The organism is Pantoea sp. GM_Pan_4, from assembly GCF_026541005.1.
Lineage (GTDB): Bacteria > Pseudomonadota > Gammaproteobacteria > Enterobacterales > Enterobacteriaceae > Pantoea > Pantoea dispersa.
In genome coordinates, this window is sequence record NZ_JALNUZ010000001.1 from 645,954 (window position 1) to 670,800 (window position 24,847).

General features: G+C 58.2%; 21 protein-coding genes. 15 read left to right on the forward strand and 6 right to left on the reverse strand.

The window, feature by feature from the left end; all coding sequences use genetic code 11:
• Window positions 1–30 precede the first annotated feature (30 nt).
• Window positions 31–1,287 (forward strand): mechanosensitive ion channel domain-containing protein, encoded by a 1,257-nt coding sequence (locus OXR61_RS03170; protein WP_267410746.1) that lies wholly within the window; start codon window positions 31–33, stop codon window positions 1,285–1,287.
• Between the two features lie 121 nt (window positions 1,288–1,408).
• On the opposite strand, the gene icd is transcribed toward OXR61_RS03170, so the two are convergent.
• Complete coding sequence (gene icd / locus OXR61_RS03175) at window positions 1,409–2,659, reverse strand: NADP-dependent isocitrate dehydrogenase (RefSeq protein ID WP_010617214.1); 1,251 nt, start codon at window positions 2,657–2,659, stop codon at window positions 1,409–1,411.
• Between the two features lie 101 nt (window positions 2,660–2,760).
• Between icd and rluE the strand changes: the two genes are divergently transcribed.
• From rluE to OXR61_RS03215, 8 genes are all read left to right on the forward strand, one after another.
• A complete protein-coding gene (rluE, locus tag OXR61_RS03180; RefSeq protein ID WP_072208614.1) occupies window positions 2,761–3,429 on the forward strand; it encodes a 23S rRNA pseudouridine(2457) synthase RluE in 669 nt (222 codons plus the stop codon).
• A gap of 44 nt (window positions 3,430–3,473) precedes the next feature.
• On the forward strand, window positions 3,474–3,947 hold the full coding sequence (locus OXR61_RS03185; RefSeq protein WP_267410747.1) for an NUDIX hydrolase: 474 nt from the start codon (window positions 3,474–3,476) through the stop codon (window positions 3,945–3,947).
• A 41-nt stretch (window positions 3,948–3,988) separates the two neighbouring features.
• Window positions 3,989–5,101, forward strand: a complete 1,113-nt coding sequence (gene mnmA, locus OXR61_RS03190; RefSeq protein ID WP_058780735.1) for a tRNA 2-thiouridine(34) synthase MnmA — start codon at window positions 3,989–3,991, stop codon at window positions 5,099–5,101.
• Between the two features lie 34 nt (window positions 5,102–5,135).
• A complete protein-coding gene (gene hflD / locus OXR61_RS03195) occupies window positions 5,136–5,777 on the forward strand; it encodes a high frequency lysogenization protein HflD (protein ID WP_088517707.1) in 642 nt (213 codons plus the stop codon).
• A gap of 44 nt (window positions 5,778–5,821) precedes the next feature.
• A complete protein-coding gene (gene purB, locus OXR61_RS03200) occupies window positions 5,822–7,192 on the forward strand; it encodes an adenylosuccinate lyase (RefSeq protein ID WP_267410748.1) in 1,371 nt (456 codons plus the stop codon).
• 173 nt (window positions 7,193–7,365) lie between these two features.
• Window positions 7,366–8,034 (forward strand): two-component system response regulator PhoP, encoded by a 669-nt coding sequence (phoP, locus tag OXR61_RS03205; protein WP_010617222.1) that lies wholly within the window; start codon window positions 7,366–7,368, stop codon window positions 8,032–8,034.
• Between the two features lie 3 nt (window positions 8,035–8,037).
• Window positions 8,038–9,498: a two-component system sensor histidine kinase PhoQ gene (phoQ, locus tag OXR61_RS03210; protein WP_021506378.1), complete on the forward strand. Its 1,461-nt coding sequence runs from the start codon at window positions 8,038–8,040 to the stop codon at window positions 9,496–9,498.
• 57 nt (window positions 9,499–9,555) lie between these two features.
• A complete protein-coding gene (locus OXR61_RS03215; protein WP_104186862.1) occupies window positions 9,556–10,677 on the forward strand; it encodes a cupin domain-containing protein in 1,122 nt (373 codons plus the stop codon).
• 373 nt (window positions 10,678–11,050) lie between these two features.
• Here OXR61_RS03215 and pepT read toward each other — a convergent pair whose 3' ends face one another.
• On the reverse strand, window positions 11,051–12,277 hold the full coding sequence (pepT, locus tag OXR61_RS03220; RefSeq protein WP_021506380.1) for a peptidase T: 1,227 nt from the start codon (window positions 12,275–12,277) through the stop codon (window positions 11,051–11,053).
• Window positions 12,278–12,577: 300 nt separating this feature from the next.
• On the opposite strand from pepT, the gene potA reads away from it, so the two are divergent.
• The 4 genes from potA to potD are packed head-to-tail and all read left to right on the forward strand — an operon-like array spanning window position 12,578 to window position 16,361.
• Window positions 12,578–13,693, forward strand: coding sequence for a spermidine/putrescine ABC transporter ATP-binding protein PotA (potA, locus tag OXR61_RS03225; protein ID WP_021506381.1), 1,116 nt, complete (start codon window positions 12,578–12,580; stop codon window positions 13,691–13,693).
• Window positions 13,686–14,537, forward strand: coding sequence for a spermidine/putrescine ABC transporter permease PotB (potB, locus tag OXR61_RS03230; RefSeq protein ID WP_127834748.1), 852 nt, complete (start codon window positions 13,686–13,688; stop codon window positions 14,535–14,537). The genes potA and potB overlap by 8 nt, the downstream gene beginning before the upstream one ends.
• On the forward strand, window positions 14,534–15,307 hold the full coding sequence (potC, locus tag OXR61_RS03235; protein ID WP_021506383.1) for a spermidine/putrescine ABC transporter permease PotC: 774 nt from the start codon (window positions 14,534–14,536) through the stop codon (window positions 15,305–15,307). Before potB ends, potC begins: the two co-directional genes overlap by 4 nt.
• A gap of 10 nt (window positions 15,308–15,317) precedes the next feature.
• Entirely contained in the window at window positions 15,318–16,361 is a 1,044-nt protein-coding gene (potD, locus tag OXR61_RS03240) for a spermidine/putrescine ABC transporter substrate-binding protein PotD (protein WP_021506384.1), read from the forward strand.
• A 222-nt stretch (window positions 16,362–16,583) separates the two neighbouring features.
• Here the strand turns inward: potD and cobB are convergent, their stop codons facing one another.
• From cobB to lolC, 4 genes are all read right to left on the reverse strand, one after another.
• Window positions 16,584–17,417, reverse strand: a complete 834-nt coding sequence (gene cobB / locus OXR61_RS03245; RefSeq protein WP_010617227.1) for a Sir2 family NAD+-dependent deacetylase — start codon at window positions 17,415–17,417, stop codon at window positions 16,584–16,586.
• Window positions 17,418–17,564: 147 nt separating this feature from the next.
• A complete protein-coding gene (gene lolE / locus OXR61_RS03250) occupies window positions 17,565–18,809 on the reverse strand; it encodes a lipoprotein-releasing ABC transporter permease subunit LolE (protein ID WP_021506385.1) in 1,245 nt (414 codons plus the stop codon).
• Entirely contained in the window at window positions 18,809–19,510 is a 702-nt protein-coding gene (gene lolD / locus OXR61_RS03255; protein ID WP_021506386.1) for a lipoprotein-releasing ABC transporter ATP-binding protein LolD, read from the reverse strand. The genes lolE and lolD overlap by 1 nt, the downstream gene beginning before the upstream one ends.
• The gene (lolC, locus tag OXR61_RS03260; protein WP_021506387.1) at window positions 19,503–20,702 is read right to left on the reverse strand and encodes a lipoprotein-releasing ABC transporter permease subunit LolC; all 1,200 of its coding nucleotides are present in this window, start codon (window positions 20,700–20,702) and stop codon (window positions 19,503–19,505) included. The genes lolD and lolC overlap by 8 nt, the downstream gene beginning before the upstream one ends.
• Window positions 20,703–20,950: 248 nt before the next feature.
• Here lolC and OXR61_RS03265 point away from each other — a divergent pair, with 248 nt between their 5' ends.
• Window positions 20,951–21,160, forward strand: coding sequence for a hypothetical protein (locus tag OXR61_RS03265; protein WP_021506388.1), 210 nt, complete (start codon window positions 20,951–20,953; stop codon window positions 21,158–21,160).
• Between the two features lie 186 nt (window positions 21,161–21,346).
• On the forward strand, window positions 21,347–24,790 hold the full coding sequence (mfd, locus tag OXR61_RS03270) for a transcription-repair coupling factor (protein ID WP_021506389.1): 3,444 nt from the start codon (window positions 21,347–21,349) through the stop codon (window positions 24,788–24,790).
• The last annotated feature ends 57 nt before the right edge of the window (window positions 24,791–24,847 follow it).

Genomic DNA, 24,847 nt, shown 5'->3' on the forward strand with positions numbered 1-24,847 from the left:
CCCGCCTCAACCGGCCGGCATGTGGTTAAAATGAATTACTTACGCGACATACAAACGTTTATTGAAGGCAACACCGTTCTCTCCGCCACCTTCAGCCTGCTGCTTTTGCTGGTTGTCGGCATGGTCACCCACCTGATCTGTAAGTTCTTTGTGGTGAAAGTGGTGCGTCGCGTGTTCTTCAGCACGCATAAAAACCAGGTGCCGCTGGATAAAGACGTCCGGCTCTCAGAAAAGCTGTCGAATTTTATTCCGGTGATCACCGTCTATTACCTGCTGCAGTTTATGCCGGACCTGCCCGAGCATCTGCTGATCGCGGTGAAAACCATCTGCGGCATTCTGTTTTTTGTTTATCTGTCGCTGTTCTTTAACGAAGTGCTGGAGATCGTTAATAACTCCTATTCGCGTAAGTCGAAGCGTAAGAACCACTCGATAAAAGGCTATATCCAGATCGGTAAGATCCTGGTGCACATCATCTCCGCCATCATGATTCTGGCTATCATGTCGAACAAATCGCCAGTGATCATTATCTCCAGTCTGGGTGCGGTCGCGGCGGTATTGATGTTAGTGTTTCAGCACACCCTGCTGTCGCTGGTGGCCAATATTCAGGTGTCATCGAACGATGTGCTGCAGCTTGGCGACTGGATTGAAATGCCGGATAACGGCATCAGCGGTGAAGTGATTGATATCGCTCTGCATACCATTACCATCCGCAACTGGGACAACACGCTGTCGCGCATCCCGACCAAAAATTTCCTGACTGAAACCTACACCAACTGGCAGGCGATGTTCTCCTCCGGCGCGCGGCGTATCATGCGCAGCTTTCATCTCGACCAGACCTCGATTCGCTTTCTCGATCAGCAAATGGTGCAGCAGATGAGCCAGATTCGCGGCGTCAGTGAGCAGCTTTCAATCCTGATGGATGGCCGCGATAGCAGCGTGGTCGGTGACCGCTGGTTTGCCGAAAACGGCATTACCAACCTCACGGTGTTCCGTCACTATCTCACCGCCTGGCTGGCGCAGCGCGACGATATTAAAAAAGATATGTATATCGTGGTGCGCGCGATGAAACCCTCACCGGAGGGATTGCCGGTAGAGGTTTATTGCTTTACCTCCTCGGTGCTGTGGGTCGATTACGAGAATTCCCAGTCGGCGATATTTGAATTCATCTACGCCATTGTCGGTCAGTTTTCGCTGCGGATTTACCAGCATCCGGCCGGCAATGATTTCTGGCGTTTATCGCAGGCGCGCGATAGCCAGATCGGTCAGTTACAGCCTCCGGCGGAATAAAGCCACGCATCGCACAGTCGTCATGCATGGCAAACCGGCGGTGACATGAAGTCCTTCCCGCTGCCAGCATAAAAAAGGGAGCCCTGCGGCTCCCTTTCATATTGCATTTGCTCAGGGCAAATTACATATTCGCGATGATCGCGTCACCAAACTCTGAACATTTCAGCAGCTTAGCGCCGTCCATCAGACGCTCAAAGTCGTAGGTCACGGTTTTGGCAGCGATTGCGCCTTCCATGCCTTTAACAATCAGGTCAGCCGCTTCGAACCACTCCAGGTGACGCAGCATCATTTCTGCAGACAGGATCACGGAACCTGGGTTCACTTTATCCTGGCCCGCATACTTCGGTGCCGTACCGTGGGTGGCTTCGAACAGTGCGCACTCGTCACCGATGTTGGCGCCCGGTGCGATACCAATACCGCCTACCTGTGCCGCCAGGGCATCAGAAATGTAGTCACCGTTCAGGTTCATACAGGCGATAACGTCATACTCGGCTGGACGCAGCAGGATCTGCTGCAGGAAGGCGTCGGCAATCACATCTTTAACGATGATCTCTTTACCGGTGTTCGGGTTTTTGAACTTCATCCACGGACCGCCATCGATCAGCTCGCCGCCGAACTCTTCTTTCACCAGCTGGTAGCCCCAGTCTTTGAAAGAGCCTTCGGTGAACTTCATGATGTTGCCTTTGTGCACCAGCGTCAGGGAATCACGGTCATTGGTGATGGTGTATTCAACCGCGGCACGCACCAGACGTTTCGTGCCCTCTTCTGAACACGGCTTCACGCCAATACCACACTGCTGCGGGAAGCGAATTTTCTTCACGCCCATCTCTTCACGCAGGAATTTGATCACTTTGTCCGCTTCCGGCGTACCGGCTTTCCACTCGATACCGGCATAGATATCTTCGGAGTTTTCGCGGAAGATCACCATGTCGGTATCTTCAGGACGTTTAACCGGGCTTGGCGTGCCTTTGTAGTAACGTACCGGACGCAGACACACGTACAGATCCAGTTCCTGGCGCAGTGCCACGTTCAGGGAACGAATACCGCCACCTACCGGGGTAGTCAGTGGGCCTTTAATGGCTACGCGGTACTCTTTGATTAAATCGAGGGTTTCCTGCGGCAGCCAGACATCCTGGCCATAGAGTTCGACGGATTTTTCGCCGGTGTAAATTTCCATCCAGGAAATTTTTCGCTCGCCGTTGTAGGCTTTCTTCACAGCGGCATCAACCACTTTCAGCATCACCGGGGAAACGTCAACCCCAATACCGTCACCTTCAATGTAGGGGATGATCGGGTTATTCGGGACATTCAGTTTGCCCTGATCCAGGGTGATTTTTTGACCTTCCGCCGGAACAACTACTTTGCTTTCCATTAACCTCTCCTTCGAGCGATTTTTTGTTAATGATTTGTAAGATGCGCGTCAATACTACTTGAATATTTCCGCCACGCCAATCACCGCAGTTTCGCGCTATAATGCGCCGATTGTTACCAACTGCAAAGCCCATGCGAAAAACTTCTCAACGAATTCACCAGCATAAGCGCCCTGCTGCCCCGGCGCGCCAGCCCGCGCGGCGTGACACGCGGCCAAAAGGTCCGCGTCGCGTCATACTCTTTAACAAACCTTTCGATGTTCTGCCGCAGTTCAGCGATGAGGCTGGCCGCCGCACGCTGAAAGATTTTGTGCCGGTGAGCGAGGTGTATGCCGCAGGCCGTCTCGACCGCGACAGCGAAGGGTTGATGATTCTGACCAACGATGGCGCATTGCAGGCGCAGCTGACGCAGCCGGGCAAGCGCACCGGCAAAATCTATTACGTTCAGGTGGAAGGCGTGCCGCAGGAATCAGATTTATCCCGCCTGCGCAGTGGCATCACCCTCAACGATGGCCCAACGTTGCCGGCGGGCGCAGAAGTGGTGCCTGAACCCGCGTGGCTGTGGCCGCGTACCCCGCCGATTCGCGAGCGTAAAGCCATCCCCACCTGCTGGCTGAAAATCACGCTGTATGAAGGGCGCAATCGCCAGGTCCGAAGGATGACGGCGCACATTGGCTTTCCGACATTACGCCTGATCCGTTTTGCCATGGGTGATTACCAGCTGCAGGATTTGGCACCGGGCGAATGGCGCGACATCAGCGACCGGACGTAATTTATACATTTCGATAACGTCAGGTTAACTATTTGGGAGGAACGATGTTTAAACCTCATGTAACCGTCGCCTGTATGGTGCACGCGCAGGGCAAATTACTGGTGGTGGAAGAGCGCGTTGACGGCCGCGTTACCTGGAATCAGCCAGCCGGTCATCTTGAGGCCGATGAAACGTTGCTGGAAGCCGCGCAACGTGAGCTGTACGAAGAGACCGGCATCAGCGCGCAGCCCGACTATTTTCTCGGCGTGCAGCAGTGGATCGCCCCGGACCATACACCTTTTGTGCGTTTTCTGTTTGGCCTCGATCTGCCTGCCACCGTTACCACCACGCCACACGACAACGATATTGACTGCTGCTGGTGGCTGTCGCCCGCGCAGATTCTCAGCGCAGAGACGCTGCGTTCGCCGCTGGTGGCCGAAAGCGTGCGGCTGTGGCAGCAGGGGGCCCGCTATCCGCTGCAGCTGATAGCCCCGTATCAGTGGCCGTTTCATGAGGGTGCGCACAACGCTTCCGCGTGATAGAATGCGCCGCCTGTTTTTATCGTAATCAAGAGTGCGTCATGTCTGACAACAGCCAGAAAAAAGTGATCGTCGGGATGTCCGGCGGCGTCGATTCTTCCGTTTCCGCCTGGTTACTGCAGCAGCAGGGCTATCAGGTTGAAGGCCTGTTCATGAAGAACTGGGAGGAAGACGATGGCGAGGAGTATTGCACCGCCGCTGACGATCTGGCTGACGCACAGGCCGTGTGTGACAAGCTCGGCATCAAACTGCACAAAATCAATTTTGCCGCTGAGTACTGGGACAACGTATTCGAGCACTTTCTGGAAGAGTACAAGGCCGGACGCACGCCAAACCCGGATATTCTTTGTAACAAAGAGATCAAGTTCAAAGCGTTTCTCGAATTCGCTGCAGACGATCTCGGCGCAGACTACATTGCCACCGGCCACTATGTGCGCCGTGCCGATGTCGATGGCACCAGCCAGCTGCTGCGCGGTCTCGACGGCAATAAAGATCAGAGCTATTTCCTCTACACGCTCAGCCACCAGCAGATTGCACAGAGCCTGTTCCCGGTCGGCGAACTGGAGAAGCCTGAGGTGCGCCGCATCGCCGAACAGCTCGATCTGATTACGGCGAAGAAAAAAGACTCCACCGGTATTTGCTTTATCGGCGAGCGTAAATTCCGCGACTTCCTCGGTCGTTACCTGCCGGCTCAGCCGGGCGTCATCGAAACCGTTGACGGTGAAGTGGTCGGTGAACACCAGGGGCTGATGTATCACACCCTGGGTCAGCGTAAAGGGCTGGGCATCGGCGGACGCAAAGAGAGCAATGACGATCCGTGGTATGTGGTCGACAAAGATGTCGCGCGCAATACGCTGATTGTGGCACAGGGCGGCGATCATCCACGCCTGATGTCGGTGGGCCTGATAGCACAGCAGTTGCACTGGGTCGATCGCCAGCCAGTGACCGCTGCGCTACGCTGCACGGTGAAAACCCGCTATCGTCAGAGCGACATTCCCTGCGAGATCATTCCGCACGGCGACGATCGCATTGAAGTGCGTTTCGATGAGCCGGTCGCGGCCGTCACTCCGGGCCAGTCCGCGGTATTTTACCTCGGTGACGTGTGCCTTGGTGGCGGTATTATTGAACAGCGCCTGCCGCTGACAGAGGCCTGAGTCGGCACTGCCGACGCGTCTACAGGAGTGAAGCGTGGCTAAAAACTATTATGAGATAACGCTGGCGCTGGCCGGCGTTTGCCAGGCAGCCCATCTGGTGCAACAGCTGGCACACCAGGGGCACTGCAACAACGCGGCGCTGCAGGTGTCGCTGCGCAGCCTGCTGGATTTAAATCCAGGCTCAACGCTGGCGGTGTTTGGCAACGATGAAGCCAACCTGCGCCCCGGGCTGGAAGCACTGATGGCGGTGCTGAACAGCGGCAGCCGGCAGGGTGCCAGCGCCGACCTGACGCGTTACACCCTGAGCCTGATGGTGCTGGAGCGTAAACTGCACGGTAACAAAACCGCGCTAAACACCCTGGCACAGCGCATCAGCCAGCTTGATCGTCAGCTGGCGCATTACGAACTGGAATCAGACACCATCACCAGCGCCATGGCCGGCATTTACGTCGATGTGATCAGCCCGCTCGGCCCGCGCATTCAGGTGACCGGCTCACCGCAGGTGCTGCAGAATTCGCAGGTGCAGAGCAAAGTTCGCGCTGCGCTGCTGGCCGGTATCCGCGCGGCGGTGCTGTGGCAGCAGGTCGGCGGCGGTCGTCTGCAGCTGATGTTTGCGCGCCAGCGTCTGCTGCGCGAAGCGAAAACCCTTTTATCCCGGCTGGGTCCGGCGTATTAAGCGCCGCCCTGCCCTATATTGTTAACGATTCAGGAGTTGCACTGATGGAATTATCCTCTCTGACCGCCGTCTCACCTGTCGATGGTCGTTACGGCGATAAAGTCAGCCCGCTGCGTGCGATTTTCAGCGAGTTCGGTTTGCTGAAATTCCGCGTTGAGGTTGAAGTTCGCTGGTTACAGAAACTGGCCGCGACCGCAGAGATCAAGGAAGTTCCTGCATTTGATGCCGACGCAAACGCTTTCCTTGATGCAATTGTCGCCGGTTTTAGCGAAGAAGATGCAGCGCGTATCAAAACCATTGAGCGCACCACCAACCATGACGTGAAAGCCGTCGAGTACTTTCTGAAAGAGAAAGTAGCCAACGTGCCGGCGCTGCACGCGGTGTCTGAGTTTATCCATTTCGCCTGCACCTCCGAAGATATCAATAACCTGTCACACGCGCTGATGCTGGAAACCGCACGCCGCGACGTGGTCGTGCCGTTCTGGAACCAGATCATTACCGCCGTGAAGGGCCTGGCGCAGGAGTATCGCGACATTCCACTGCTGTCGCGCACCCACGGTCAGCCGGCAACGCCGTCCACCATGGGCAAAGAGATGGCCAACGTGGCCTATCGCATGGAACGCCAGCTGCGTCAGCTGAGCAAGGTGGAAGTGCTGGGCAAAATCAACGGCGCGGTGGGCAATTACAATGCGCACATCGCCGCATATCCGGAAGTGGACTGGCATCAGCTGAGCGAGCAGTTTGTGACCTCACTGGGCATCAGCTGGAACCCGTACACCACGCAGATCGAGCCGCATGACTACATCGCCGAGCTGTTTGACTGCATCGCGCGCTTCAATACCATCCTGATTGATTTTGACCGCGACATCTGGGGTTACATCGCCCTGAACCATTTCAAACAGAAAACCATTGCTGGCGAAATTGGCTCTTCAACCATGCCGCACAAGGTTAACCCTATCGACTTCGAAAACTCCGAAGGGAATCTGGGGCTGGCCAATGCGGTGATGCAGCACCTGGCCAGCAAACTGCCGGTATCACGCTGGCAGCGCGATCTGACCGATTCTACCGTGCTGCGTAACCTCGGCGTCGGCGTCGGCTATGCATTGATCGCCTATCAGGCCACGCTCAAAGGTATCTCCAAGCTGGAAGTGAACCGCGATCGCCTGCTGGACGAGCTGGATCACAACTGGGAAGTCCTGGCAGAGCCGATCCAGACCGTGATGCGCCGCTACGGCATTGAAAAGCCGTACGAGAAGCTGAAAGAGCTGACGCGCGGCAAGCGCGTGGACGCAGCCGGTATGCAGGCGTTTATCGACAGCCTGGAGCTGCCGGAAGCAGAGAAAGTGCGCCTGAAGCAGATGACGCCAGCCAACTACCTCGGCCGCGCGATTCAGATGGTTGACGACCTGAAGTAATTCCTTGCTCTGAAAACTCAGGCTATGGCAAGTTGGTGTTACCTCAGTCACGCACGTCACGTGGCGGCTGAGGTTCCCCTGCCAGTGCATCACAGCGGAGTGTTAATCTGCGGTTTAGCTGGCGTGGCGTATACTTTTCGCCATCATCACTGAGTTGAAGGTAAGGAAATTCTATGCGTGTTCTGGTTGTGGAAGATAATGCCCTGCTGCGCCATCACCTCGCAGTCCAGTTACGTGACATGGGTCATCAGGTGGATGCCGCCGAAGACGCCAAAGAAGCCGACTATTTCCTGCAGGAACACATTCCCGATATCGCGCTGGTCGATCTCGGCCTGCCCGACGAAGACGGCATGTCGCTGATTCGCCGCTGGCGTGGCGATGCCATTCGTCAGCCGATTCTGGTGCTGACCGCGCGCGAAGGCTGGCAGGCGAAAGTTGAAGCGCTGGAAGCCGGTGCCGATGACTATGTGACCAAGCCGTTCCACATTGAAGAGGTCGCCGCCCGCTTACAGGCGCTGATGCGCCGCAACAGCGGACACGCCTCGCAAATTATCTCCATGCCGCCGTTCCAGGTTGACCTGTCGCGCCGCGAGCTTACGGTGAACGACGCGCCGGTCAAGCTAACCGCGTTTGAGTACACCATTGTTGAAACGCTGATCCGCAATGCCGGTAAAGTGGTCAGCAAAGACTCGCTGATGCTGCAGCTGTATCCCGATGCGGAACTGCGCGAAAGCCACACCATTGATGTACTGATGGGCCGGCTGCGCAAAAAAATTCTCGCGCTGCACCCGACCGAAGTGATCAACACCGTGCGTGGCCAGGGATACCGCTTTGATCTCTGATTTATGAAGCTGCTCCGCCGTCAGCGCCCTTTCTCCTTACGCGCGCGTTTCCTGCTGGCGACGGCGGCGATCGTGCTGTTTTTGTCGCTGTCGTATGGCATGGTGGCGGTTATTGGCTACGTCGTCAGCTTTGATAAAAATACCTATCGCGTGATGCGCGGCGAGAGCAATCTGTTCTTCACCCTCGCGCAGTGGAAAGACAACAAGCTCACCATCGCCCAGCCGGAACGCATGACGCTCAATTTCCCGACGCTGGTGTTCATCTATGACGAGCGCGGTAAGCTGCTGTGGCAGCAGCGCGACGTGCCGGAAATCCGCAAAAACATTCGCCGCGACTGGCTGATGAAGCCAGATTTTTACGAGATCGATACCAGCAATCGCACCAGTATGGCGGCGATGGGTAACAATCCGCAGGCACAGCAGCGGCTGCACGCGCTGGACAGTGACAGCAATGACACCTTCACCCACTCGGTGGCAGTGAACCGCTACGACGCGACTACCAATCTCCCGGCGCTGACCATTGTGGTGGTGGACTCGATCCCGCAGGAGCTGCAGCACTCAGACGTGGTGTGGTCGTGGTTTAGCTATGTGCTGGCGGCCAATCTGCTGCTGGTGATTCCGCTGCTGTGGCTGGCGGCACACTGGAGCCTGCGTCCGATTGGCCACCTGACTTCGCAGGTGCGCGAGCTGGAAACCGGCCACCGGGAAAATCTCGACGACAACCCGCCGCAGGAGCTGCGCAGCCTGGTGCGCAATCTCAATCTGTTGCTCACCAACGAACGGCAGCGCTACACGCGCTATCGCACCACGCTGTCGGATTTGACGCACAGCCTGAAAACGCCGCTGGCGGTGCTGCAAAGTACGCTGCGCTCGCTGCGCGGTGGCAAAGAGCTGACCATCGAACAGGCTGAGCCGGTCATGCTCGAGCAGATCAGCCGCATCTCGCAGCAGATTGGCTATTACCTGCATCGCGCCAGCATGCAGGCGGATCACAACCCGCTACAGCGCGATCTGCATTCGGTCTCGGCCCTGCTGGATAGCCTGTGTTCCGCGCTCAATAAGGTGTATCAGCGCAAGGGCGTTGAGATCACGCTGGATATTTCGCCGGAGCTGACCTTTATCGGCGATCAAAATGACTTTATGGAAGTGTTGGGCAACGTGCTGGATAACGCCTGCAAATACTGCCTCGAATTTATTGAGGTCAGCGCGCGCCAGACGGAAAACGCGCTGCATCTGTTCATTGACGACGACGGCCCCGGCATTCCCGAAAGCAAGCGCGATCTGATTTTTGTGCGCGGCCAGCGTGCCGATACGCTGCGTCCCGGTCAGGGACTGGGACTGGCGGTAGTGCGCGATATTCTCGAGCAGTATGCCGGTCAGGTAATCGCCACGACCAGCCCGCTCGGCGGCGCACGCATGGAGGTGATTTTTCAGCGGCAGGAAGTTGAACATCACCGCGAGTAGAACCGGACGCGGGCTGTTATACTTGGCAGCAATTATGGCCCTAACCGGAATCCTCGCATGGACTATCAGCTCGACATCAACTGGCCCGACTTTATTCAGCGCTACTGGCAAAAACGCCCGGTGGTGCTGAAACGGGGTTTCAAAAACTTCATTGATCCGATTTCTCCGGATGAGCTGGCCGGTCTGGCAATGGAAAACGAGGTGGACAGCCGCCTCGTCAGCCACAACAACGGCAAGTGGCAGGTCAGCCATGGTCCGTTTGAAAGCTACGATCACCTGGGTGAAAGCAACTGGTCGCTGCTGGTACAGGCGGTGAACCACTGGCATGAACCTTCTGCTGCGCTGATGCGTCCGTTCCGCTTTCTGCCCGACTGGCGTATCGACGACCTGATGATCTCGTTCGCAGTGCCGGGCGGCGGCGTAGGCCCGCACTTTGATCAATACGATGTGTTTATTATTCAGGGCACTGGCCGCCGTCGCTGGCGCGTAGGCGAAAAAGTGCCGATGAAACAGCACTGCCCACATCCGGATCTGCTGCAGGTTGAACCGTTCGACGCCATCATCGATGAAGAGCTGGAACCAGGCGACATTCTGTATATTCCACCGGGTTTCCCGCATGAAGGCTATTCGCTGGAGAACGCGCTCAACTATTCAGTCGGCTTCCGCGCACCTAACGGACGCGAGCTAATCAGCGGCTTTGCGGATTACATGCTGGCGCATGAGCTGGGCAGCTACCGCTTCAGCGATCCGGATGTGCCGGCGCGTGACTGCCCATCGCGGATTCTGCCGTCGGAAGTAGAAGGGATCCGCAAAGTGATGCTGGATGTGATTAATCAGCCGGAGCAGTTTAACCAGTGGTTTGGCGAATTTATTTCCCAGTCGCGTCACGAGCTGGATGTGGCTCCGCCGGAACCGCCGTATCAGCCGGATGAGATTTATGACGCGCTGCAGCAGGGTGATGCGCTGACGCGCCTCGGCGGCCTGCGCGTGCTGACGCTGGGCGACGCGGTGTACGTCAACGGTGAGCGCGTTGAGTGCGCGCATCCGTCGGTACTGGCTGCGCTGGCACACAAACACGTATTGACGCTGGAAGATTTCGGCGATGCGCTGGATGACCCTTCGCTGCTGGCTCAGCTGGCGGCACTGGTGAACAGCGGGTACTGGTTTTTTGCTGATTGAGTTGATCAGGTCCTCTGCGCCCGTTTCCCTCACCCCGGCCCTCTCCCGCCCGCGGGAGAGGGAGAAAACCGCGCGACGATTGCAGTAAAGTGCAGGCAAAAAGATGCGTAAGAAAACAGGGGCATAAACAGGAGTTAAGGCTATAAACAGAGCCTGATACCCGCTCGATCGGTCCCCACTCCCGCACGCGGGAGAGGGAGAAAACCGCGCGACGATTACAGTAAAGCGCCGGCCATAAGATGCGTAAGAAAACAGGGGCACAAACAGGGTTCAAGGCAATAAACAAAACCTGATACCCGCTTGATCGGTTCCCTCTCCCGCGAGCGGGAGAGGGTTAGGGTGAGGGCAAGCCCCGCTCAGCCCCTATCCGCCCTTACTTCTTCTCCGCCGCGAGCGCGGCCAGGCGCACAATCACCTCAACCGACTTCGCCATCACATTCAGCGACGCAAACTCATGTTTACCATGGTAATTGTAGCCGCCGGTAAACAGATTCGGACACGGCAGTCCTTTCCATGACAGCGCCGATCCGTCGGTGCCGCCGCGAATTGGCTTCACGTTCGGCTCAATACCGCAGTCGCGCATCGCCTGCAGCGCCAGCTCAATGATGTGCGGATGCGGTTCCACCTTCTCCCGCATATTGCGATAGCTGTCGCTGATCTCCACCTTGATGGAGCACTCAGCCTGCAGGCCTTTACTGACGCGGCGGCCAATCTCCTGCAGCAGCTGCTTACGCTGTTCGTAGCTGTCGGCATCAAAATCGCGAATCAGGTACATCAGCTCGGCGTGCTCTACCGATCCCTTAATAGTGTGCAGGTGGAAAAAGCCTTCATAGCCGTCGGTAAACTGCGGTTTCTCTTTGGCAGGTAGCTCGGCGTGGAAGCGCATCGCCAGGTCCAGCGCGTTCACCATCACGTTTTTCGCACTGCCGGGATGCACGTTGTTACCGGTGATTTTGACCAGCGCCGTCGCGGCATTAAAGTTCTCGAACTCAAACTCGCCGAGATCGCTGCCGTCAACGGTATAAGCCCAGTCAGCCGCAAACCCCTCAACGTCGAAGTGCGACGTGCCGCGACCGATCTCTTCATCCGGGGTAAAGGCCACGCGAATGGCGCCGTGCGGCACATCCCCTTTGGCCAGCTCGGCCATCGCCGTCATGATCTCAGCGATACCGGCTTTATCATCAGCGCCCAGCAGCGTTTTACCGTCGGTGGTGATCAGCGTATGCCCGGTCAGCTTGTGCAGCACCGGGAACATCACCGGCGAGAGCACTTCATCTCCGTTGCCCAGCGCGATGTCACCGCCACGATAGTTTTCAATGATCTGCGGATTGACATTTTTCGCGGTGAAATCCGGCGAGGTATCCATGTGGGAAATAAAACCGATCACCGGCGTCGGCCAGTCGACGTTTGCCGGCAGAGTGCCCATCACACAGCAATGATCGCTTAAGGTGACGTCCACAAAACCCAGCGCAATAAGCTCTTCCTGTAACTGACGCGCCAGCGTCCACTGCCCTTCGCTGCTCGGCACCTGCCGCGCCTGAGGTTTTGCCTGGGTTTCTACTGCCACATAACTGAGAAAACGCTCAAGTAATTGATCCATCTGTCATCCCTCTAAAGAACCTGCATTATTATCATGGGGCCTGATTATCGCCATGTTGCGTCAAATCATTATCCTTCAGGTTAGCCCTCTCAGCCCAATCGTGCGCTGAAATTCGCCCTGCCAGCCACCCGTCCGGCTGGCCCGATGAGCATACTCCAGCAATTTGCAGACTTTTCAAGGTTATTCCGTGTCTGAACATGGCAATGGCGCATTTTTCAGGTATTATCGCGCCCTTCATCACGGCAAGCTGTCGCCGGCGGCTATGCTGTAACCTGATTCTCATCAGACTGAGTGACTAAAATGACGCAAACACGCGCGCAGCAGGCGCTGGTTACGCTTTCTGGCATCAGTAAAGCTTTCGATGGCAAAACCATCATCCCGGATTTTGACCTGACCATCGGTCATGGCGAATTTATCACCCTGCTTGGCCCCTCCGGCTGCGGTAAGACCACAATTCTGCGCCTGATCGCCGGGCTGGAAAACGCCGACAGCGGACGTATCCATCTGGATGAGAGCGACATCACTGAAACGCCCGCCGAGCATCGCCATATCAATACCGTGTTTCAGAGCTACGCGCTGTTTCCGCACATGTCGGTGTTTGAAAACGTCGCGTTTGGCCTGCGCATGCAGAAAACCCCGGCGGCAGAGCTGACGCAGCGCGTCAACGAGGCGCTGGCGATGGTGCAGCTGGAAAGCTTTGCCGCGCGCCGGCCGCACCAGCTCTCCGGCGGCCAGCAGCAGCGCGTGGCGATTGCGCGGGCGGTGGTCAACCGGCCCAAAGTGCTGCTGCTTGATGAGTCGCTCTCCGCGCTGGATTACAAACTGCGCCGCCAGATGCAAAACGAGCTGAAAGCGCTGCAGCGCAAGCTGGGCATCACGTTTGTGTTTGTCACGCACGATCAGGAAGAAGCGCTGACCATGTCCGATCGCATCGTGGTGATGCGCGACGGGCGCATCGAGCAGGACGGCACGCCGCGCGAGATCTACGAAGAGCCCGCGAACCTGTTTGTGGCGCGCTTCATTGGCGAAATCAATGTGTTTGATGCGGAAGTGATCGGCAGCGCGCACGCGCCGCAGGTACGGGCTCGCCTCGAAGGCCGCGAGTGTGATATTCACTGCCCGTTCCCGGTCAAACCCGGCGATCGGCTGCATGTGCTGCTGCGACCGGAAGATTTGCGCGTCGAGGAGATCGATCACGACAGCCGCAGCGAAAACCTGATCGGCTATGTGCGCGAACGCAACTATAAAGGCATGACGCTGGAATCCACCGTCGAACTGGAGAACGGCAAGCTGCTCACCGTCAGCGAGTTCTTTAATGAGGACGATCCGGATTTTGACCACTCGCTGAACCAGAAAATGGCGGTCAGCTGGGTGCCAAACTGGGAGGTGGTGCTGCCGTATGAAACGGATGCGTAATCGTCTGCAGAAAGCCATTGTGGCGCTGATCGTCGGCTGGCTGACGCTGTTCGTGTTGCTGCCGAATCTGATGATCTTCGCCACCAGCTTTCTGACGCGCGACGACGCGCACTTTGTCAGCATGGTGTTCACCCTGAACAACTACGGCCGGCTCCTCGATCCGCTGTATGCCGACGTGCTGCTGCACTCGCTCAACATGGCCTGCATCGCCACGCTGTGCTGCCTGCTGCTCGGCTACCCTTTTGCCTGGTGCCTGACCAGACTGCCGGCGCGTCTGCGTCCGCTGATGCTGTTTCTGCTGATTGTGCCGTTCTGGACCAACTCTCTGATTCGCATTTATGGTCTGAAAATTTTTCTCAGCACGCGCGGCTGGCTCAATGAATTTCTGCTGTGGCTCGGCGTCATCGACAAGCCGTTTCGCATCATGTTTACCCCGGAAGCGGTGATCCTCGGACTGATCTATATTCTGCTGCCGTTTATGGTGCTGCCGCTCTACTCCAGCCTTGAGAAGCTGGATAAATCCTGCCTGGAAGCGGCGCGCGATCTTGGCGCCAGCAGGCTACAGACCTTCATCCGTATCATTTTGCCGCTGACCCTGCCCGGTATCGTTGCCGGCGCGCTACTGGTATTTATCCCGGCGATGGGGCTGTTCTACGTAGCGGATTTAATGGGCGGAGCAAAGAACCTGTTGATCGGTAACGTAATCAAAAGCCAGTTCCTCAATATTCGTGACTGGCCGTTTGGTGCCGCCACCAGCATTGTCATGACGCTGCTGATGGGGCTGATGCTGCTGGTTTACTGGCGCGCAGCGCGTCTGCTGAATCACAAGGCGGCGTTGCAATGATGGCGCGCGGATTACGCTACGGCTTCATGGCCGTGATTTATGCCTGGTTCTACATTCCGATCATCATCCTGATCGTCAACTCCTTCAATGCCTCGCGCTTCGGCATCAACTGGCAGGGCTTCAGCACCCAGTGGTATCGCCTGCTGGTCAATAACGACAGCCTGATTCAGGCGGCGCAGCATTCGCTGATCATGGGCGTGCTGTCGGCCAGCTGCGCGACGCTGATCGGCTCGCTCACCGCCGTGGCGCTGTACCGCTACCGTTTTCGCGGCAAGCCGTTTGTCAGCGGTATGCTATTTGTGGTGATGATGTCGCCGGATATTGTGATGGCGATTTCGCTGCTGGTGCTGTTTATGCTGCTGGGGGTTTCGCTCGGCTTCTGGTCGCTGCTGTTTTCACACATTACTTTCTGCCTGCCGTTTGTGGTGATTACCGTCTATTCGCGCCTGAAAGGCTTTGATGTGCGCATGCTGGAGGCGGCAAAAGATCTCGGCGCCAGCGAAGTGACTATTCTGCGTAAGATTTTGCTGCCGCTGGCGCTGCCGGCAGTGGCCGCGGGCTGGCTGCTGAGTTTCACCCTGTCGATGGATGATGTGGTGGTGTCGTCATTTGTCACCGGTCCCGGCTTCGAAATTTTGCCGCTGAAAATTTATTCCATGGTGAAAGTGGGCGTGTCGCCGGAGGTGAACGCGCTGGCTACCATTTTGATGCTGCTGTCGCTGCTGCTGGTGGCAGCCAGTCAGCTGTTGCTGCGTGATAAAACCAAATAGAGGATAACCGATGAAAAAGTGGTCTCACTGGCTGGCGGCTGGGGCGCTGGCACTGGGTATGCAAAGCGCTCAGGCGGATGACAACAACACGCTTTACTTCTATAACTGGACCGAATATGTGCCGCCCGGGCTGCTGGAGCAGTTCACCAAAGAGACCGGCATCAAGGTGATTTATTCCACCTATGAATCCAATGAAAGCATGTACGCCAAGCTGAAAACCTGGAAAACAGGCGCTTACGATCTGGTGGTGCCGTCGACCTACTTCATCGCCAAAATGCGCAACGAGGGCATGCTGCAGAAGATCGACAAGTCACAGCTGAGCAACTTCCGCAACCTCGATCCCGCCCTGCTGAACAAGCCGTTTGATCCGAACAACGACTATTCCATTCCCTATATCTGGGGCGCAACCGCCATTGGTGTAAACACCGACGAGGTGGATGCGAAAACCCTGACCCAATGGGCCGATCTGTGGAAACCACAGTATAAGCAGAGCCTGCTGCTGACCGATGACGCGCGTGAAGTGTTCCAGATGGCGCTGCGCAAGCTCGGCTACTCCGGTAATACGCAGGATCCAAAACAGATTGAAGCCGCCTATGAAGAGCTGAAAAAGCTGATGCCAAACGTACTGGCGTTCAACTCGGATAATCCCGGTAATCCGTTTATGGAAGGCGAAGTCAACGTCGGCATGATCTGGAATGGCTCCGCCTGGGTAGCGCGCCAGGCTGGCACGCCGCTGCAGATTATCTGGCCGAAAGAGGGCGGGATTTTCTGGATGGATAACCTGGCGATCCCGGCGAATGCGAAAAATAAAGCGGGCGCGCTGAAGCTGATTAACTTCCTGCTGCGCCCGGATGTGGCGGCTAAAGTGGCGGAAACCATCGGTTATCCGACGCCCAACCTGGCGGCAAGAAAGCTGCTATCGCCCGAGGTGGCCAGCGATCCGTCACTCTATCCGCCGGCTGAAGTGATCAAAAACGGCGAGTGGCAGAACGATGTCGGTGCCGCCAGCGTGCAGTACGAAACGCTGTTCCAGAAGCTGAAAGCGGGACGGTGAGGTTCTGAGGTGGAGATTGTGCGGCCTGGCCCTCACCCTGCCCTCTCCCAGAGGGAGAGGGTTCATTTGTGCCGGATTCGGCATTGGGAGAAGGTTCATGCGTGCCGGGTTCAGCCTGTGGGAAAGACCCTACTGGATTCAGCCTGAGTTTCAGTCCGGCGCGTTTTTCCCCTTCTCCCGCCGGGAGAAGGCCGGGATGAGGGGAAACGCGCAGCGCACTGACTATTTATACAAGCCGCGTAAAAAAGTATGCACGAATTCGGGCACCACTTCGCTGGCTAAGCCGTAATGCGCTTCAGCAAATTCGTTACCGACCTGACTGGGGGCCAGATTCAGCTCCACGGTGTGCGCACCCTGCAGTTTCGCCTCGTGCACAAATCCTGCCGCCGGATAGACGTGGCCTGAGGTGCCGATGGCGATAAACAGATCGGCCTGTTCCAGCGCCTGATAAATCTCCTCCATGCCGAGCGGCATTTCACCAAACCACACCACGTGCGGACGCAGCCGCGACGGGAACTGGCAGCAGGTACAGCGATCGTCCGGACCGACATCCTCCGTCCACGCCAGCACCTGACCGCTGTGCTCACAGCGCACCTTCAGCAATTCACCGTGCATATGCAGTACGCGCTGGCTGCCGGCGCGCTCGTGCAGGTTATCGATGTTCTGCGTAACCAGCAGGAAATTATCGCCCAGCACCTGCTCCAGTTCGGCCAGCGCTTTGTGCGCCGCGTTAGGCTGGATTTCTGGCTGCTGCAGCTGACGCCGGCGCGCGTTGTAGAACCCCTGCACCAGCGCCGGATCGCGGCGAAAGCCTTCGGGCGTCGCCACATCTTCCACGCGATGCTCTTCCCACAGGCCATCTTCCGCGCGGAACGTGCGAATGCCGGATTCTGCCGAAATTCCGGCACCGGTCAGCACCACCACGTGCGGCTGCGGATGGGCGGCAAGTTCGACCTGACGATCGCGCTCAAAGATGCGCTGGCGAAAGCGCTGATGCACTTTGCGGCGGTTCTTTTTGTAGCGGGCGAGTCGAAGGCGGCGGCGCGGTTGGCGCATAAAGGCTCCTTAATCTGCGGCGCTGAACGCCGCGCTGCGGGTGTTTTCCGGGTTACTCAGACCCGATAATAGCGGCTGGGTATGACGGCTGCATGCCGCAGACGCTGAAAATGTGCGCAGCCGCGAAGGCGGCTGCGTGTTTTGTCTTTACTGACCGCTCAGCACGCGGGCAGGATCGATGCGGCTGGCGCGCCGCGCCGGATACCAGCTGGCAATCAGGCTCAGGCCAATCGCCGTCGCCAGCACGATGGCCACATCCAGCCAGTGCAGCTCGGACGGCAGAAAGTCGATAAAATAGATATCGCCCGCCAGCAGCTGATGCCCGGTAAGGTGCTCCACTACGCGCATCACCGGCGTCAGATTGAGCGCCACCAGCACGCCGACCACCACACCGCTGACGCTGCCCAGCAGCCCGGCCAGCAGGCCATACCAGATAAAGATGGCACGGATCAGGCCGTCTTTCGCGCCCAGCGTGCGCAGCACGGCGATATCGCTGCTCTTGTCCTTCACCGCCATCACCAGCGTCGACACGATATTAAAGCAGGCCACGCCAATCACCAGCACCATCGCCAGATACATGATGGCGCGAATCATCTGGATATCGCGATACATATATCCGTAAGTGCCAATCCAGCTGCGGATGGTGACATAGGAGTGGGTGGCTTCGCCAGCATCGCGCACCAGCTTCTGTGCCTGGAACGGATCGCTCATCTTCAGCGCAATGCCGCTGACGCTGTCGCCCAGATCCAGATACTTTTGCGCATCGGCCAGCGGCACCAGCGCCAGACTGTGATCCAGCATGCCGCTCAGCTGCAGAATACCGCTCACCTGCAGACGAATGCGTTTTGGCTGCAGCAGTTTGTTCTCGCCATCATTATTCGGGATCATGATGGTGATCCAGTCGCCCTGCTTCACGTTGAGCGATTTGGCGATGCCGCCGCCCAGAATGATCTGCTGCCTGCCGGCGCTGAACTGCGACCAGGCATCGCCGCTGACAAAACGCGGCAGCGCGCTGAGCCGCGGCTCCTGCTGCGGATCAACGCCCTTCACCTGCAGCGCCTGCAGCTTCGCACCGCTCTCAATCAATCCGGTAAAGTTAACGTAAGGCGCCGCCGCGGCGATGCCCGGCACCTGTTCGATGGGCGCAATCATCGGCTGCCAGTTGCGAAAGGGCTGGTTAACCGCCTCAATTTCGCCGTGCGGCACCACGGCCAGAATACGGTTGTTGAGCTCCCGCTCGAAACCGTTCATCGCGCTCAGCCCGATGATCAGCACCGCCACGCCAAGCGCAATGCCGATGGTCGAGATAATGGAGATCAGCGACACCATGCCGCCGCGCCGCCGGCCGCGGCTGAAGCGCAGCCCGAGCAGCAGGGATAAAGAGGACGCCATCAGATCGCTCCCAGCGTCAGGTGATCGCTCAGCTGGCCGTCGCGCATTTCCATCTGCCGGCTCAGGCGCTTCGCCAGGTTGAGGTCGTGCGTCACCACCAGAAACGCGGTGCCCTGCTGCACGTTGAGCTCGCCGAGCAGTTCAAAAATGGCATCGGCGTTGCGCGCATCGAGGTTACCGGTGGGCTCATCGGCCATCACCAGCCGCGGCCGGTTCACCAGCGCCCTGGCGATCGCCACGCGCTGACGTTCACCGCCCGACAGCTCAGAAGGCCGGTGCGCCGCGCGCTTTTCCAGGCCAACCGCCGCCAGCATCTCGCGTGCGCGCGCTTCCGCTTCGGCTTTGCCGGTTTTGCCAATCAGCAGCGGCATGGCTACGTTCTCCAGCGCGCTGAAGTCCGGCAGCAAATGGTGAAACTGATAAATGAAGCCGAGTTCCCGGTTGCGCAGCTCTGCTTTGGCCGCCGATGACATGGCGTTGAGCGATTTCCCGTCAAACACCACGTCACCGGAGGTCGGTGCATCCAGCCCGCCCAGCAGGTGCAGTAAGGTACTTTTGCCGGAGCCGGAGCTGCCGACGATGGCCGTCAGTTCGCCCGGCTGCAGGCTAAAAGCCACATTGCGCAGCACATCGGTCTGCACGCTGCCTTCCTGATAGCGTTTGCACAGGTCACGACACTGCAACAAAGGGGTATTACTCATAACGTAAAGCCTCAGCGGGTTGAACGGCGGCAGCGCGCCATGACGGATAAAGGGTAGACAGCAGCGCCACGGCCATCGAGACCAGCGCAATGGTGATCACCTGCCAGACATTGATATCTACCGGCAGCGCCGCGCCATCAAGGAACAGGCCGATCACCGGCATTAAATTGTTGAGCTGGCTGGCCAGCAGCACGCCCAGCAGCGTACCGAGCAGCGCACCGATAATACCGGCGCTGGCGCCCTGCACCATAAATACCGCGACGATTTGCCGCCGCGTTAAGCCCTGGGTTTGCAGGATCGCCACTTCCGCCTGCTTCTCCATGATCAGCAGGCCCAGCGAGGTAATGATATTGAAGGCGGCCACGGCAATGATCAGGCTGAGCAGCAGCCCCATCATGTTTTTCTCCATGCGCACCGCCTGGAACAGGTCGCCCTTGCGTTCGCGCCAGTCTTTCCATGTCAGCCCCTGCGGCAGCGGCTGCTGGCTGAGCGCATCGACATTCAGCGGCTTATCCAGCCACAGGCGCCAGCCGGTAATGTTGCCGAGCGGATAGCGCATCACGCGCGAGGCATCCTGCTGGTTCACCAGAATCTGATAGCCGTCGACTTCGCTATTGGCCGCATAGGTACCGGCAACGGTAAAGATGCGCTGGCTCGGCACGCGCCCCACTGGGGTAAACTGACTGACCGATGGCACCATCAGGCGCAGCTGATCGCCGCGCTTCACGCCCAGCTGCGAGGCCAGCAGTTCACCGAGAATGACTTTATACTGGCCCGGCTGCAGCACGCTCTGCTGGGTGTTGACCAGATAAGGCGTCAGCGGATCCGGTTCGTCAGGGTTGATGCCCAGCATCACGCCCACCGACACGTTGCGCGCACTCTGCAACACCACATCGGCCGTGGTCAGCGGCGCGATCCGCGTCACGCCCTGCAGTTTGAGATCCTGTGCGCGCATCTGCTGCGGATTGATGCTGCCGGTGTCGCTGGTCACCAGCGCCTGCGGCATCAGGCCGAGAATGTTGCCTTCCAGCTCGCGCTCAAAGCCGTTCATCACCGACAGCACCGTCACCAGTGCCAGCACGCCGAGCGTGATACCAATAGTCGAGAGCCAGGAGACGAAACGACCGAAACGGTCTGAAGCACGTCCACGCATGTAGCGCAAACCGATGAATAACGCGACTGGTTGATACATGAGATCCGTCTTGGCCGTTGCCCAAAATTAAGTAGAGCGATGATAAAGGAGCCGTCTGCTTTATGAAACCTCTAACCCGCTGAGTCAGTTGCAAAGTTGCGTCAAAATGCGTCCTGCTGCGCGACAATGCACAAAATTACGACAAAATAGTGACGCTATTAGTACGATTATTCGTCAGCAGGTGGGTTAGACTTAGCTTGCAGTACCGGTTTTCGCATCACAGTAAGCGCAGTACGGAGGTTCTTACCATGAGCAGGTTTCCTAAAGGCAGTATCGTTAAACATAAATCTGGCGAGATTAAAGGCGAAGTGGTCAATGTCTTTGAGCAGGGAGACGCGCTAACCGGTTATTATGTGAAGTGGGACGATGGCAACAACAGCTACCATGTCGAGCGCGAGCTGTCATGGGCCAATGTGGATCGTCCACGCATGCACTACACACAGCAATCCAGTAAATAACGTGACGCGGCCAGGTCGCCATCAATGACGACCTGGCAACTGGCCATACTGGCGGCCCTTCAGGGTGCCGCTGATGTAAGGTGCGCATTCATGCACCCTGACATAAACTCAGAAAGGAGAGATGATCCTCACGGCGGAATGTGGAATGATGACGCCCTGGAAACTGAGGAGAGAATGTCGGACCTTATGTCGGAACAGCGTCGTTATACCCTGCCTGCTAAAGCAGGCGACCATCGTCAGCTCGGTCAGCTGGTCGGCGCCGCGCAGGCGGTTGAGTGTGCCAGCATCACCGAACGCCACAGCGGTCCGGTGTTAATGATCACCCCGGATATGCAATCGGCCCTGCGGCTGCAGGAGGAGATCAGGCAATTTACCGATCTGCCTGTCACCAATCTTGCTGACTGGGAAACACTGCCCTACGACAGCTTCTCGCCCCATCAGGACATTATTTCCGCCCGTCTTTCTACGCTGTACCAGCTGCCCACCCTGACGCGCGGCATGCTGATTCTGCCGGTCAATACGCTGATGCAGCGCGTTTGCCCGCACAGCTTCCTGCACGGCCATGCGCTGGTGATGCAGCAGGGCCAGAAGCTATCGCGCGATGCGCTGCGCGACCAGCTGGAGCAGGCCGGTTATCGCCATGTCGATCAGGTGATGGAGCATGGCGAGTACGCGACGCGCGGCGCGCTGCTCGACCTGTTCCCGATGGGCAGCGATCAGCCTTACCGCATCGATTTCTTTGATGATGAGATCGACAGCCTGCGCCTGTTTGACGTCGACTCGCAGCGCACGCTGGAGGCGGTGAGCGCCATCAACCTGCTGCCGGCGCATGAATTTCCCACCGACAAAGCGGCCATTGAGCTGTTCCGCAGCCGCTGGCGTGAAACCTTCGACGTGCGGCGCGAACCCGAGCACGTCTATCAGCAGGTGAGCAAAGGCACGCTGCCGGCCGGGATTGAGTACTGGCAGCCGCTGTTTTTCGAGCAGGAACTGCCTACCCTGTTTAGCTATCTGCCCGCCAGCACGCTGGTGCTGAACAGCGGCGATCTGCACGCCAGCGCTGAGCGTTTCTGGCAGGATGCTAACGCACGCTATGAAAATCGCCGCATCGATCCTATGCGCCCGCTGCTGGAGCCGGCCACGCTATGGCTGCGCCCGGATGCGCTGCTGAGCGAGCTGAAAAACTGGCCGCGCATGCAGCTCAGCGCTGAGACGCTGCCGGAGAAAGCCGCGAACAGTAATCTGGGCTATCAGCCATTGCCGGAGCTGACGGTGCAGGCGCAGGCCAAAGCGCCGCTCGATCTGCTGCGTCAGTTCCTCGAGCAGTTTACCGGTCAGGTGATTTTCTCAGTAGAAAGCGAAGGTCGCCGCGAAAGCCTGCAGGAGCTGCTGTCCCGCATCAAACTGCGCCCGCAGCCGATCGATCGCTTCGAGCAGGCCGATGAGCAGCCGTACAGCCTGATGATTGGCGCCAGCGAGCGCGGTTTTATCGACACCCAGCGCCAGCGCGCGTTGATTTGCGAAAGCGATCTGCTCGGCGAGCGCGTCAGCCGGCGGCGTCAGGACAATCGCCGCACCATCAATCCGGACGTCCTGATTCGTAACCTCGCCGAGCTGCACCCGGGCCAGCCGGTGGTGCATCTTGAACACGGTGTGGGGCGCTACATCGGCCTGACCACGCTGGAAGCCGGCGGTATCGTGGCCGAGTATCTGATGCTCTCCTATGCCGGCGATGCCAAACTTTACGTTCCGGTGTCATCGTTGCATCTGATCAGCCGTTACGCCGGCGGCGCCGATGAAAATGCGCCGCTGCACAAACTGGGCAGCGATGCCTGGTCACGCGCGCGCCAGAAAGCGGCGGAGAAAGTGCGTGACGTGGCCGCTGAACTGCTGGACATCTACGCCCAGCGCGCGGCCAAGGCCGGCTTTGCCTTTAAGCACGACCGCGAGCAGTATCAGCTGTTCTGCGAAGGTTTTCCGTTTGAAACCACGCCGGATCAGGCGCAGGCAATTAACGCCGTGCTCAGCGATATGTGCCAGCCGCTGGCCATGGACCGCCTGGTGTGCGGCGATGTTGGCTTTGGTAAAACCGAAGTGGCGATGCGGGCTGCCTTCCTTGCGGTGGAGAACGGCAAACAGGTGGCGGTGCTGGTGCCAACTACCCTGCTGGCGCAGCAGCATTACGATAACTTCCGCGACCGCTTCGCCAACTGGCCGGTGCGCATTGAGATGCTGTCGCGCTTCCGCAGCGCCAAAGAGCAGGCGCAGGTGCTGGAACAGGCCAGCGAGGGCAAAATTGATATTCTGATCGGCACCCACAAGCTGCTGATGAGCGATTTGAAGTGGCGCGATCTCGGTTTGCTGATCGTCGATGAAGAGCACCGTTTCGGCGTGCGTCACAAAGAGCGCATTAAAGCGATGCGCGCTGACGTCGATATTCTGACGCTCACCGCAACGCCGATTCCGCGTACTCTGAACATGGCGATGAGCGGCATGCGCGATCTGTCGATTATCGCCACGCCACCAGCGCGCCGTCTGGCGGTGAAAACCTTCGTGCGCGAGTATGACAGCCTGGTGGTGCGCGAAGCGATCCTGCGTGAAGTGCTGCGCGGCGGCCAGGTTTACTATCTCTACAACGACGTCGAGAACATCGAGAAAGCAGCGCAGCGGCTGGCCGAGCTGGTGCCGGAAGCGCGCATCGCCATCGGCCACGGTCAGATGCGCGAGCGCGATCTGGAACGGGTGATGAACGATTTCCACCACCAGCGTTTCAACGTGCTGGTGTGCACCACCATCATCGAAACCGGGATCGATGTGCCGAGCGCCAATACCATCATCATTGAGCGCGCCGACCATTTCGGTCTGGCGCAGCTGCATCAGCTGCGTGGCCGCGTCGGCCGTTCGCACCATCAGGCCTATGCCTGGCTGCTGACGCCGCACCCGAAAGCGATGACGACCGATGCCCAGAAGCGACTGGAAGCGATTGCCTCGCTGGAGGATCTGGGCGCTGGCTTTGCGCTGGCGACGCACGATCTGGAGATTCGCGGTGCCGGTGAACTGCTGGGTGAAGATCAGAGCGGTCAGATGGAGACCATTGGTTTCACGCTCTACATGGAGCTGCTGGAAAACGCGGTAGATGCACTCAAGGCCGGACGTGAGCCGTCGCTGGAAGATCTCACCAGCAATCAGACCGAGATTGAGCTGCGCATGCCTGCCCTGCTGCCGGATGATTTTATTCCGGACGTCAATACGCGCCTGTCGCTGTATAAACGCATCGCCAGTGCGGCCGATGAACAGGAGCTGGCCGAGCTGAAAATTGAGATGATCGACCGCTTCGGCAAGCTGCCCGACGCCGCGCGTAACCTGCTCGACATCGCCGCGCTGCGCCTGGTGGCGCGCCAGCTGGGGCTGCGCAAAATCGAAGCCAGCGAAAAAGGCGGCTTCTTTGAGTTCGCACCGCAGAATCAGGTCGATCCCGGCTGGCTGATCGGCCTGCTGCAGAAAGATGCGAAGCAGTGGAAGCTGGATGGCCCGACGCGACTGAAATTCACCCGCGATCTGAGCGAACGCAAAACGCGCATGGAATGGGTGCAGAATTTCGTCGCCGAGCTGGCGAAGAACCGGGTTTGATCGCCCAGCCGTTACGCAGCAGCGCTATGCGACGCGCTGCTGCGTACGGTGCGGGAG